The 11,526-nt window shown below is 66.9% G+C and carries 11 protein-coding genes, 1 tRNA gene and 2 pseudogenes; 5 read left to right on the top strand and 9 right to left on the bottom strand.

Going from position 1 to position 11,526, the window contains the following annotated elements; translation table 11 throughout:
- Window positions 1-209: 209 nt before the first annotated feature.
- The 4 genes and pseudogenes from ABZ642_RS19780 to ABZ642_RS19765 all read right to left on the bottom strand — a co-directional run bounded on the left by ABZ642_RS19780 (window position 210) and on the right by ABZ642_RS19765 (window position 3,409).
- Window positions 210-533 (bottom strand): hypothetical protein, encoded by a 324-nt coding sequence (locus tag ABZ642_RS19780; protein ID WP_360485274.1) that lies wholly within the window; start codon window positions 531-533, stop codon window positions 210-212.
- Between the two features lie 350 nt (window positions 534-883).
- Window positions 884-1,008, bottom strand: a pseudogene (locus ABZ642_RS19775) (IS5/IS1182 family transposase); the annotation flags it as partial.
- A 338-nt stretch (window positions 1,009-1,346) separates the two neighbouring features.
- Window positions 1,347-1,913: a Uma2 family endonuclease gene (locus ABZ642_RS19770; protein ID WP_360485271.1), complete on the bottom strand. Its 567-nt coding sequence runs from the start codon at window positions 1,911-1,913 to the stop codon at window positions 1,347-1,349.
- 917 nt (window positions 1,914-2,830) lie between these two features.
- Entirely contained in the window at window positions 2,831-3,409 is a 579-nt protein-coding gene (locus ABZ642_RS19765) for a hypothetical protein (protein ID WP_360485268.1), read from the bottom strand.
- 288 nt (window positions 3,410-3,697) lie between these two features.
- On the opposite strand from ABZ642_RS19765, the gene ABZ642_RS19760 reads away from it, so the two are divergent.
- Complete coding sequence (locus tag ABZ642_RS19760; protein ID WP_360485265.1) at window positions 3,698-3,901, top strand: hypothetical protein; 204 nt, start codon at window positions 3,698-3,700, stop codon at window positions 3,899-3,901.
- Window positions 3,902-4,132: 231 nt separating this feature from the next.
- Entirely contained in the window at window positions 4,133-4,693 is a 561-nt protein-coding gene (locus tag ABZ642_RS19755) for a cyclic-phosphate processing receiver domain-containing protein (protein ID WP_360485262.1), read from the top strand.
- Here the strand turns inward: ABZ642_RS19755 and ABZ642_RS19750 are convergent.
- Window positions 4,623-5,051 (bottom strand): hypothetical protein, encoded by a 429-nt coding sequence (locus ABZ642_RS19750; protein WP_360486006.1) that lies wholly within the window; start codon window positions 5,049-5,051, stop codon window positions 4,623-4,625. The genes ABZ642_RS19755 and ABZ642_RS19750 overlap by 71 nt on opposite strands.
- Before the next feature lie 612 nt (window positions 5,052-5,663).
- On the opposite strand from ABZ642_RS19750, the gene ABZ642_RS19745 reads away from it, so the two are divergent.
- Window positions 5,664-5,912 carry a hypothetical protein gene (locus ABZ642_RS19745; protein ID WP_360485259.1) on the top strand — a complete coding sequence of 83 codons (249 nt, stop codon included), beginning with the start codon at window positions 5,664-5,666 and terminating at the stop codon, window positions 5,910-5,912.
- Window positions 5,872-5,957 (top strand) — tRNA-Ser (locus ABZ642_RS19740). Before ABZ642_RS19745 ends, ABZ642_RS19740 begins: the two co-directional genes overlap by 41 nt.
- A gap of 1,054 nt (window positions 5,958-7,011) precedes the next feature.
- On the opposite strand, the gene ABZ642_RS19735 is transcribed toward ABZ642_RS19740, so the two are convergent.
- On the bottom strand, window positions 7,012-7,542 hold the full coding sequence (locus ABZ642_RS19735; RefSeq protein WP_360485256.1) for an RICIN domain-containing protein: 531 nt from the start codon (window positions 7,540-7,542) through the stop codon (window positions 7,012-7,014).
- A gap of 114 nt (window positions 7,543-7,656) precedes the next feature.
- Window positions 7,657-8,007, bottom strand: a pseudogene (locus ABZ642_RS19730) (UTRA domain-containing protein); the annotation flags it as partial.
- Between the two features lie 13 nt (window positions 8,008-8,020).
- Between ABZ642_RS19730 and ABZ642_RS19725 the strand changes: the two are divergent.
- Window positions 8,021-9,028 (top strand): site-specific integrase, encoded by a 1,008-nt coding sequence (locus tag ABZ642_RS19725; protein ID WP_360485253.1) that lies wholly within the window; start codon window positions 8,021-8,023, stop codon window positions 9,026-9,028.
- Between the two features lie 4 nt (window positions 9,029-9,032).
- On the opposite strand, the gene ABZ642_RS19720 is transcribed toward ABZ642_RS19725, so the two are convergent.
- Window positions 9,033-9,956 (bottom strand): hypothetical protein, encoded by a 924-nt coding sequence (locus ABZ642_RS19720; RefSeq protein ID WP_360485250.1) that lies wholly within the window; start codon window positions 9,954-9,956, stop codon window positions 9,033-9,035.
- Window positions 9,953-11,368, bottom strand: coding sequence for an AMP-binding protein (locus ABZ642_RS19715; RefSeq protein WP_089102130.1), 1,416 nt, complete (start codon window positions 11,366-11,368; stop codon window positions 9,953-9,955). Before ABZ642_RS19715 ends, ABZ642_RS19720 begins: the two co-directional genes overlap by 4 nt.
- Between the last annotated feature and the right edge of the window lie 158 nt (window positions 11,369-11,526).

Here is an 11,526-nt window from a genome sequence, read left to right as displayed (position 1 = left end):
CACCCGCTTCAAGGAGTTCGATCCACGCCCATTCCTGGGGTCGTCGGCGGCTGGACCGACGGTCGTGCGGGAGTGCTGGTGGATGCCGCCGTCCGGCCTCGTTGATGTCAGCCGCGGATGTCAGAAGCCCTCTGATCCGTAGCTCTCCACGGATCGGTCACTGACGGCGATATCGTCGCGCCGCTTCCCTGGAGGGCCGGCAAGGCGGGCTAGCGGTGGCGGAGGTAGCGGTCCTGATCCCGGTGCCGGTCGCTGTACCAGCCGTGGTGCACGCCCCGGTCCCGGTCGCGGCCCCGGTCCCAGCGCCGGTCGCGGTCGCGGTCCCAGCCCCGGCCATGGTCCCGGTCCCGGTCATGGTCGCGGAAGTGGCCGTCGTGGTCGTGGTCGCTCCTGTGACTGTGCGAGTAACCCCTCCCGTTGTCGCGGTCGTGGCCGGCTCCGGCGGCCAGGGCCGGCATGGCGGCTGCGCCGATGAGTGCGCCCGAAGCCACACAGGTGGCGATCAGACGGATCGTCGTACGAGAAACAGACATGAATCTGTCACCTCACGTTCGTGCACACGGACCCCTGGTTGGGGCCGGGCGTGCAATCCGTAATTCCCGGCTCGGTGCCGATGCCCCACACTGTGGCCCTCCACGGCGACACCAGACCAAGGACACGATTCACATTACTAAATGCGGATATATCCGTAACTCTCCCTTGTATGGGCCATTGATACGGGGGAGGGGCCTGGGCGCCGGCCCTGTCCTAGCTTGGAAGCACGCTGAGAGCGGGGAGAAGCGGCTGACGGTCCGTGACACTCTTGGCTGTCTCACTGCGTCGACTCCTTCGAACGGCCCAATGGCTTCAGTAACGACGGGGGCCTCTGTTCGCGGGACCCGTTGCGGTCCGCGGCGATCCGGTCGATCGGTAGCAGGGTGTCGTCGTGATTCTGGGACGCCTTGGTGGAAGCAGCCTTCGCGGCCTGGAGGCCAGGGTCGGGGCGAGGGACGCCGGTACCTCCACGGCGTTGACGAGGCAGTCAGACCCGGGTCGACATCCGCCAGGCCCCTGGCGCCCGTGTCGTGTCCACCGGGTGAGCCGGTCGGCAGACCTGGACGCAAAAGGGCACCTACGGCCATCCGTAGGTGCCCTTCTCTCTGCGCCCCCGGCAGGATTCGAACCTGCGACACCCGCTTCAGGAGTGGGATCGAATCCTTGCCGGGGGGTGCCTGGCGCTGCCGCGCCGTGCTGTTTCCCCTGGTCGGAACGGCACGGCGAGCCACTTGATCCGGCTCATGCCGCCCTGTACCGGGCCGTCCGCTCACGCATCGCTCACGCGCTGCCGACTGCTGAGCAGGGCGTGGTCAGAGCTGGCCGAGGTCGATCTCCACCGGGAAGGGGGCCGCTACCTTGAGGACGCCGGTGAACACGTCTCCCTCCCGGTAGGTCTTCGTCGCGGGGTCGAGAACGTAGGTGTACACGAGAGGGACGCCTGTCGCGGCCTGCTCAATCCGCCAGTAGAAGCCGATGCCTGCTTTGGCGTACTGGTCGACCTTCACGATCCGGTCGGTGGTCTCCGAGCCTGGCGACACCACCTCCGCGACCAGCAGCACGTGCTCAGGGCGGGTGGGGGTGATGTCGATCGTGTCTGCGCGGTACACGACGACGTCCGGGCGGCGATTGGTGAGCGGGACGTCCTGAAGCCGGACGTCGAAGTCCGTGTCGGCGTTCCACTCCGGGCCCGCGGCGGTATCCAGGGCATTCGCCAGAATCCGGGCCAGCCGGTTGTGCCGCTTGGACGCGCTCGGACTCACGACGACCATCCCGTCCACGATCTCGATGCCGGCGCACTGTTCCTCGGACCAGGACTCGTACTCCTCCGCCGTGATCTGCTCATGCATCCACGCCGGGGCCACCATCTCGGCCGTCATGAAGCACCTCCCGGACGCTGTGCTGCGGGCCCGATCCCGCTGGACTCAGCGTACTGTCCCCCACCCGTCCGGCATGCTGATCTCGCTCACGTCCCCTCCCCGTCGGCCGGCATCCGACCGGCGAGCCCACGACGGGTGAAGGAACCGGCGCGGTGGACTCGTCACCGGGGGATCGGAACAGACGAGCGACACCACTGAGACGGTGCAGGCTGCCCTGGCCGAACGGCGGGGCGCCGCCCTCGCCGGTCTGGCCGGTGAGCGGTACCCGTCACTCACGCAAAGCGGCTCCGGAGGAGGTGTCCGAGGCCGAGTGGAGCGCCTCCCAGGGGGGATTACAAGGTCGCAATGATCTCGTGAGTGTGCAGGTCACGGCGGTGTGTCGATGCCGGGAGGGCGCGACCGGACGCAACGAAGCTCCCGCTTTTGATCCACCGCCCGTGGCCCTCATTTCACCCGTTGCCGACACTTGGCCAATCTGCTCAGAGACAGATGGTCATGCAGGTCCCAGAACCGAGACGCGTCGCAGAGGCCAGCTAAGAAGCCGTATGGCCACGGGCTGCGGGCCGCGAGCCACGGCGCAGGACACTGAGGGGCCCTCGGGGTGGGTTCGATCACGGTCACGCTCGGCTTTCCGCTGTAGCCGTCGGCTCGCCGGCTTCGGTTCCGGGTGCGGGGGCGGCGCAGCTGAAACAGAAGGGCGCCGGCGGGCTGCTGGCAGCGGTGACAATGCCTTGGACCAGGGTCCGCCGTGCGCAGCGGGGGCATTCACTGATCGGTTTCTGCGGGTCCCAATAGCGGTACGCCAGGTACGTGTCGGCCACATGCTCGGGGAGGAAATGCCCAACAGGAAAGCGGCAGAAGTGGCAGCGGTCCAGCACAACGAGGACCAGTTCACCGCACTCGTGGCAGCGGAGTGTTCAGGTCGCCACACCCTTGAGGGTGCCGCGCAGCCGCTTCCCGCGCTCAGTGCGGTAGGCGCGTATGCTCCCCAGCCCCTTATTGATCTTCCGTCGCAAGGTCCAGGGAAACGAACGCATTTCCTCCTCATCCATCTGCGGCAGGAGTTCGTCTCCGAGGAAGCGGTCAAGGAAGTGCAGTGCCTGCCCGGCCCGGGACTCCACGGCGCGGGCATTGTGCGTGAGGCCGTAATGGTGGAGGGCATTGCGGTCTGATCCCAGGCACTTGAGGACGTTCTGATCGTCGACGTCGAGGGTGATCTGGGCGATCTCCCTGAACCGGGTGACGGTGTCGCTGCTAGTGCAACTCGTGAAGTTCCCGGACTCGAAGGACCTGCGGGTGGCCCGGCGCGGATCGTCGAAGACCAGGCTCCAGTGCTCCTGCTGGAGCCGGGCCTTGAACAGGACTTCGGCGGCCGCATGGATGTGGAGCACCGCGTACTCCAGTTCGCGCGGTCCGACGGGGTTGGCGGTGAGGAGATCCACGGCGCTGGCGAGGTAGTCGACACCGTTGAAGACCGGCGGGAAGTCCAGTTCCACCCCCGCGCGTACTCCTCCTCGGCGACGACCACAATGGCAGAGCTTGCCAGAGGCGGTAAACCGCGGTCGGCGGAGCCTCGATGACCGAGTCACGCTCCGGGGGCGCCGTCGCCAGTTGACGACGCCCCGTTCAGTCCTTCCGTCGGACTGTCTCTCGATGCGAACTATGGGCGGGCTGGTCTTTGAAGTGTGCTGGGCTGGCCACTTGGCCATCTGGGACCGATATCAGTTGACTACGGTTGCGGTGGTTGCTGTACTCCGCTGCTGTACAACTGCTTCGGAGGCCCCGTGACTGCATTGCCGGCAAGCGTCGACCGCGACATCCTCGATCGCCGGATCGTGTGCGCGCTCAAGACGATCCGCGACGCGCTGGGCTGCACGATTCACGAAGCCATCGACGTGTTCGCGGCCCGGTATGAGGAACTGCGCCGTGATCGCCCAGACGACTTCACCGTCGCACCTGAGGAATACGGCCGGGGGTTCTACTCCTGATCGGCGGCGCACCGGTAGGACGTGCGGCTGCCGTCGATCACCCCTTTAGGAGCGAGGTGAGGCAATGCTGTTCTGACCTGCGAAGCTCCTACGTCGGTGGACGCGGGAACAGCCACCCGCCGGCCACCGTCGTTCCCCGCTGGAACTGGCACGCTTGTGGCACGAGCCGTGGCCATGATCACGTGAGTTGCCGAGGGGGCACAGCGGTGGCCGTGCGGTGATGATGGTCGAATGAAAGAAGAGTCGCCCGTACCGTCGCCGGTCATCCTTGGCATAGACGATCTCCGGCCACTGCCTTGGACCACGCGGATCGCGCGCAGCAGCGGCGAAGGTGTCAAGCTCCTGCAAGAGCACCGCGACAGCTTGATCGATGAACTGTGGCTCGACCACGACCTCGGCGGCGACGACAGCATCTTGCCAGTGGTGACCCTCCTGGAAGAAGCAGCTTTCAGCGGGCGGCCTTTCCGAATCGGCACGGTCTACGTGCACAGCGCCAACCCCCATTGGCGCCGAGACCGTCGTCCGGTCGCTCACACGCTGGAATTACCAGGTCCGGCGGGCGACGGTCTAGGAATCCGCTTTGAAGTCTGGCCTCATCCTTATCAGGTCGATCACAAGGGGCCGAGGACACCCATCAACCGGCTTCCTGCCTTGAGCGATCGTCCGCTGAGGTCCGGCGCCGATCGCCACTGTTCGCGGTTGTTGGTGTCAGCCGCTGGTGTCAGCCAATCGACTCCCTCCCGAGGAACCGCAAAGCCTCCCCGCGGACGCCAGCGTCCTCGTCGGCTGTGAGTGCTTCGAGTTGCTGCACGAACTGGTCCAGCCGGCCATCGGCGATCATCCAGCTTTGGTGGTTGTACACCTCGCCGTCGAGCTGGTCAGCAGTCTCCCACGCCTCAGCCCGGGACAGCGCCGCAAGAACGGTGCGCAGACCAACAAGATCCCGTCGTTGCAGCAGTGCCTCCGCCGTTTCTTGCGTGACTCCAGTGTCGTGAGGGTCCAAAAGAAGCCGTTCAAGGACCGACTCGACTTCTTCTTGGCCTGCAATCGCCGCAAGCTGCCTGCCTGCGGCAGCTCTGCAAGACCATGACTCCGACTCCGCGTCGCGGAGCGCTGCCATCAATCCGCCTGCCCTTTGCTCCTGACTCACGCAGCAATGTTGCCTTCCCCTGCGCCGCGTGCCTACTTCGTTTCCAAGGCCGACTCTGGTTGGTGCCGGGCCGGCGTCCCCCAACCTGTCGCCGAGTCTGCCGGCCTCCGCGTCATCCGGCTGCACGACGCCCGGCACGGCGTCGACGCATGGGCGGTCAGTTGCGCTGGGAGTCCGCAGCGACAGCCGTGGTGGGCGTGGGCGGTGTAATCATGGCCGTGAGTAAGGGTTGGGGCTTCGCCCTGATCATCTCGGGCGTTCTGGCTCAGGAGCTTGTACGGCGAAGCACCCGACAGAAGTGATGCCCTCTTCATCCTCAACTTAGCTCTTTGAGTCGGCACCTGCGGAGATGCTCGATTTGCCCCGCTGAGCTGAGGGAGAACTGTCGGCAACTGTCGTCTTCTGTCATCGTTGATCGCCGTCGGACGGCCCACAGGCGGCCCGGGCGGCGTGTCGTGGGGTGCCCCTCGATGCGAACTATGGGCGCGACGGTCGCTGTGGTCTGCTCGGCTGGTCAGACGGTCATGCGGGTCTGCTCGCGGTTGGTCCCGGTCGCGATGGTTGCTGTACCTCGCTGCTGTACGAGAGGAAGGCGTGAGGTACAACTACGCCATGACGACTCGACCGACGCAGGCAATGTGGTGGGCCGAAATGGCGATCTTCCTTGCCGTAGCCGCCGCGACTTTCGCCGGGATCAGCGCTCTTCTGGTGGCATCGGCGCCTCAGGGGCGCCACGTCACAGTGGAGGGCGGGGCCTCCGTCGTGTTGATTGCGCTGTCCGCCGGCGTCGGCATCTTCGTGAGTGGCCGGTTCAGGGCATGGGGGCTGCGTCGGCAAGCCGTGTCCTGCACGCAGTCTTGAAAACCGTCGTGGCGCGAGTCACCGTGGGTTCAAATCCCACACCCACCGCAGGTGAACGGCTCCTGACCAGGTAACTCGGTCAGGGGCCGTTCCCGTGAGCCTTGTCCGCCAGCGACCGTGACTCCCCGCGGTTTCCCGACCGAACGGGCACGCAAGGGGCACGTCCGCTGCGGGCGGGGCATGGGCCGTGTGCGGTCTGCTGGGCAATTTGCCAGGAGTGTGCCAAAATCCCGCTCCGAAGTGGAGGCCGATCATGTTTTGGCAATGTGTGGACGTGGTCTTCGCGTCGGTGCTGATCGTCGGGGGAGTCGCCACCCTTGGCCGGGGCTGGATGCCGGCGTGGTACCGAAGCGATGTCCGCCGTCCGGTCGTGTTCGGTTGGGGACAACTGACCCTCGCTGCCGGGATCATCACGTTTCTCGTTAGCGACTCCGTGACCAGCACGCCACACCACAGCTTGGCAGTGAAAGTGTCCGGCGGTGTTGTCGGGTTCTTCGGCGGTTGGTTGCTCGGCCTGGCCAACTGTGAACCGCGGCGCCGCCGACTCACTGCCTAACCCACCACTCGCCCCAGCTTGCATCCCGTCTGCCGTCGGCCCACACACCGTGGAGCGGGCGTGGTTCAGGGCGTCCAGGTGGAGCGCGCCACTGTACGAACGACCTGGACGCCCTGGGCCGCGACTGCTCGGCTCTGCCTGGGTCGATGGCGGACGGGATGGAAGCACCCCGCGCACGCCACACTCGGCTGGCACCCGCGAACGGCGCCCCCTCCATCTCGGAGCCTGAGCGCCCCCGCCGGAGGCACGTTCTGACCGGGCCCACTCCGTGTCCGGGTCTCTACTCATGGGCCGTCGCTTGCTGCGGCCCCAGGGGCCGACCCCGGCGCCGAAGGCGCAGAGGGGTCGAGCCCCAGGGGCCAGCCCGCGCTTGCGCGGGCACTTGATGAGGTAGAGAAACCTGTAACAGCTCGGTGCCCAAAGCTCCCTGGCTCGGTTGCGCGCAATCATGGTGGTTGGCAGGTAAGCCCGACGTTGGCGTTGGCGTTGGCGTTGGCGTCGGCAGGGAAGGGAACTGACTGTTGTGGAAGTGGCGTCGTCCGCTCATCCCGTAGTCGGGTCGCCGCCATGTGGAAGAGCAAATAGCCACTGTTGAGCCCTGGCGAACCGGCGGTCGTCAAACCATGGCTTCCAGCTGGGCTCAAACTCCTCGCCGGCTGTCAGGAGCCGTCGGCTGTGCACTCCCTCGACTTCGAACGCTGCTCCGTCGGGCGATTTGTTCAACCGCCAGCGCTGGTGGGCTTCGGCGTGAGGCTCCCACATCAACAGGTCAGGCTTCTGAGAGTCGCGTGTGGAGTCGAGCGCGAGTCCGTTATCCGCCGAAACAATGAGTACTTCGCCTGGCACCCCACTTGGCCGAAGAAACCACAGTTGTTGTCTCTCTGCATGTGGTGACCACAAGTGGGGTGCTTGCCCTGGTTGGTTACGCCACGCCGTGTCAAGCGCCAGCCCGCAGTCGCGCGAGATGATCAGGAAGGGCCCAGCAGGATCGGTCCTCTTCTTCCGCCACGCTGGGAGAGTGATGTTTTCCACCCCGACGGAGATCCCGGGGAAGCCGATCCGAATGTTCACCATGCGCGGACGCTAGCAGCGCCTGGCGCCCGCTCGACACGTAAAGCCTGAAATGGGCAAACTGCGCTCACCGTGGAAACGACCGGCCGTCTGTTGCCGGGTGCCAACGCTGACCCGTCAGGCGTCGAAGTCATACACCAGGATGTAGGAGGCGGCATCGAGTGTCATTTCGTTGATCTCGACGGGGCGTCCTTCGTCCGCGAACGCGGTTCGGCAGATGGGTAGGACCGGCGTACCGGAGGAGATGCTCAACTGCGTCGCCTTGTGCTTCGTGGACATGCGAGAGCGGATCTCTTCGCGGAAGTGCACTTGCTTGTAGCCGAGTTCGGCGAGGCGGGCATAGATCCCGCCTCCTCCCGAATCCGCCTGCGTGATGGTAGAACCTCCCACCACTGACGTCGGGAGATAGCTGGTAGCCAGCAACACGGGCTTTCCGTCCAGGACGTACCGCGACCGCCGGATCGGCAATAAGGAAGCTCTGGTGATGCTCGGCGTCCCGGATCACCCGCGTCGGCTGATCGAAGCCTGCCTCGACCTCCACGCGCTCTACCCGGACCGAAAGCTTCGGGACTGGGCCCACATGCTCGGCTTCCGCTGCCACTTCTCCCCGAAGTCCCGCCGCTACTCGACCACCCTCGGCGCCCTGCGCCAGGTCCGCGCCGACTACCGCACGCAGCAGCAACGCCGCTCCCTGTGCCTGCCCGACCTGGCCGAAGAGAGCGAGACCACCACGCTCACCCTCGCTCACCGAGGGGGAGCGGTGACCATGGATCGGCTTCTGACCGTTCAGGAGGTCGCGGAAGCGCTCGGGACGGGCGTCCACTTCGGTGAGCGGCCCTTGCCTTCGATCACGACGGCTCGTGTCCGGGCCTGGCGGACGGAGTGCCTGACCCGGACCGGTGAGCCGACAGTGGTGAAGGCGTATCAGATCCTGCGGGCGATCCTGAACACGGCCGTTGACGATGAGCTGATCCGGCGCAACCCGTGCCGCATCAAGGGCGCTGACCAATACGACGTGCCGGAACGTCCCGTCCTCACGGTGGCCGAGGTCTTCGCCGTGGCCGACTCGATCGCCCCGCGCTATCGGCTCCTTGTCCTCCTGGCGGCCATCACGGGCTTGCGGTTCGGGGAGCTGGCATCGCTCCGCCGGCGCGACGTCGACACGGAGAATGCGGCACTCATGGTCCGGCGCTCACAGGCTGAAATGCAAACGGGAGCTCTCTTTGACAAGGCGCCGAAGTCTGATGCCGGTGTCCGGCCGGTGGCCTTCCCGACCGAGCTCCTGCCGGACGTGAAGCGGCATCTCGACGCCTTCGCCGGGCGTGGTCGTGACGGGCACGTCTTTTTCGGTCCTCAGGGCGGTCGGCTGCGGCGGAGCAACTTCCGTGACGACTGGATCAATGCCAGGAAGGGTGCCCGGCGGCAAGCGAGCCGATCGCCACAGCCTGCGCATCAGCCCCAGGCCGGACTCGGCTCCGAAGGTCCTTGACGGCTCACGGGCGATTGCGGGGGCTCGCTGCCCCCGGCTGTCCATGGGCTGTCGCGAGCCGCGCGGGCGGCCGGACATCGGCCATGCGCCGTTCCGGGCCGCGCCGCCGCAGCACGACGTACCCGAAGAAGGCGGCCGGGCCGAAGAAGATCTGCGCCGGCACGACCTCCGGAAGATGTCCGGTGAGCGCCTCGACCGTGATGGGCGTCAGCGTCGGTCCGAGCGCGCCGAACACGGCGACCAGCCCAAGAGCCAAGGCCAGCCCCGAACGTCCGTACGCCTTGTAGGCCACGGTGGTGAAGAGGGCGTACACAAGGAGGTCGCCCATGCCCAGGACGGCACCGAACTCGCCCATGCGCAGCCCGGCCGACGGTGCGAAGGCGTAGCCCTGCACAGCGCCGAAAAGTTTCTGGGTGAGCGGCACGACGGTGGCGAAGAAGAGGTCATACGCGGCGAGCGCCAGCGCGAAGCGGGAGACGTGCCGCAGCTTCAAGCCGCCCTGTGCGTTGAGGTTGGCGGCGCCGACCGCCATCATCATGATGACCACGCTGTTGACCAGCCAATACGGCAGAGCGTGGGTGGGATCGTCCTCGGCGGTGCGCGCGGCGAGCCAGTCGGCGGCCAGCAGAGCGACGATGAGCGACCACCTCACCAGACCCCGCCGGACGACGGGCCCGTAACCGACCGCGAGACCACCGGCCAGCGTCAGCCCCAGCACGGGCGGCAGCAGCCAGCCCGGAAGGGAGAGATAGAGGAAGGGCAGTGCGATGACGAAGCCCATCATGATGACCATGTCATTGCCGTTGAAGGCGCCGACGGCCGGGCGGGGCAGCGTGACCCGCCGGAAGTAGGCGACCGAGGCGAGCGAGACACCCAGGGCGATGGCGAGCGTCACGAAGACGAAGAACACGCTCTGTGCGACGGTCATGAGGCCCGCCCGGCGTAGGCGAAGCTGGTCTCGACCAGATCGCAGCGGTAGCGCCGCAGCTCAGGTCCTTCCACCGGTACGACGTCGACGGTGGCGGCGATGCCCGCCTCGGCGAAATGACGCGCGATGCCGCTCGTCTCCGGCACCGAGGAAGCGGCCACGTCCACATGCAGCCGGCCGTCCACCACGTCGGTGCGGTAGCGCATCGGCCAGCGCGCGCCGGGCAGTGCGTCGAGGACCTCGATGACCTCGCGCGGGGTCACCGGGCCATCCTGGGTGCGCAGCACATGGTCCGCCTTGCCGAGGATGTGCGAGGTCGCCGGCACGTTCGCCATCTCGCAGGTGAGCGGTGTGTCGGGCAGCTGCCGCACCAGGTCCCGGGTGTCGTAGCGGAAGAGCGGCATGCACTCCCGGTAGGGGAAGAAGGGAGTGGCGACGATTGTGCCGAGCGCTTCGGGCGCGGCTTTCCTTCCGGTGTCGAGGTCGCACACCTCCACCAGGCCGATGCCCGCGTCGATGTGGAGGTGCCGCTGCCGGCAGATCGCGCCCGCCACCGGCATCACCTCGGTCATACCGTAGAGGTCGTGGACGGTGGCGCCGAAGGTCTCCTCGGCGGCGGCCGCGAGGGCGGGTGAGAGCACTTCGCTGCCGACATTGATGCTGCGCAGCCGGAAGTCCGCGGGGCCGAGTCCCCGTTCGCGAGCAAGTCGGGTCAGCTGCCCCAGATAGCTGGGGTAGGTGACCATCAGGGTCGGCGCCGATTCGTCGGTGCCCGCCGTGAGGTCCAGCGTCTCCGCGGGCGGTATCAGGCCCACCATCCGGATCGACGCTCCCGTCAAGCGGGCGACCTGCATCTCCGCGTACATCGTGCCGGTCGCACGGGAGCTGACGTTGAACTGGACCAGGTCGGTGGTGCGGACGCCGCCGCGCAGCACCTGGGAGAGGGCGACGAGCGCAGGCCACAGGCGCTCTTCGTAGCGGGAGTACCAGATCTCGGTGGGCCGGCCTGTCGTCCCGGTGGTCCGGGAAGCGAGGAAGGGCTCGCCGCACAGGAAGTCGCGGGACCGCTTGACCAGGTCGGTCTTGGTAGTGACGGGCACTGCGCCGATGTTCTCGGTGGTCAGTGCGGCCGGGTCGACACCCGCTGCCGCGAAGTGGTCGGCGTAGAAAGGCGACTTCGCCGCGAGGCGTTGCGCGGTGCGGCGCAGCGCCTTGTTGGTGAGGTCGGCGCGCATCTGCGGGTCGGCAGCGGCGCCGCGCAGCAACTGTTCGACGTCCTCGCCGGGCGAGCCGAACTCCGCGAGTGTCGCCAGCGCGTCCTCGACGAGCCGTTCGGCGGAGCGCACATTGATCGGACGGCCGAGCACCATGGCCAGCGCCATCCGGAACTGCCGTATCCCTGCGTCGAACATGGATCCTTCCCCCGCCCTCGCCCCCCGGCCCCGTCGACGTGGTGGGGCGGGCGGCCACGGCCGCCCGCCCCACCCTCGCGTCAGCTGATGCAGGCCGTGAAGAGCACCGCCGCCAGAGAACCCATGACGTACTTCGTGTGCTTGAGCGTGGAAACGAT

It is taken from the genome of Streptomyces sp. NPDC007157, from assembly GCF_040634235.1.
Lineage (GTDB): Bacteria > Actinomycetota > Actinomycetes > Streptomycetales > Streptomycetaceae > Streptomyces.
The sequence above is the reverse complement of the archived record's forward strand: the minus strand, read 5'-3'. Positions and strand labels throughout refer to the sequence as shown.

Bases quoted from the DNA above. Each gene is read 5' to 3' on its own strand.
- ABZ642_RS19780 (WP_360485274.1), bottom strand. From the start codon at position 533: ATGTCTGTTTCTCGTACGACGATCCGTCTGATCGCCACCTGTGTGGCT.
- ABZ642_RS19770 (WP_360485271.1), bottom strand. From the start codon at position 1,913: ATGACGGCCGAGATGGTGGCCCCGGCGTGGATGCATGAGCAGATCACG.
- ABZ642_RS19755 (WP_360485262.1), top strand. From the start codon at position 4,133: ATGAAAGAAGAGTCGCCCGTACCGTCGCCGGTCATCCTTGGCATAGAC.
- ABZ642_RS19745 (WP_360485259.1), top strand. From the start codon at position 5,664: ATGACGACTCGACCGACGCAGGCAATGTGGTGGGCCGAAATGGCGATC.
- ABZ642_RS19735 (WP_360485256.1), bottom strand. From the start codon at position 7,542: ATGGTGAACATTCGGATCGGCTTCCCCGGGATCTCCGTCGGGGTGGAA.
- ABZ642_RS19720 (WP_360485250.1), bottom strand. From the start codon at position 9,956: ATGACCGTCGCACAGAGCGTGTTCTTCGTCTTCGTGACGCTCGCCATC.
- ABZ642_RS19715 (WP_089102130.1), bottom strand. From the start codon at position 11,368: ATGTTCGACGCAGGGATACGGCAGTTCCGGATGGCGCTGGCCATGGTG.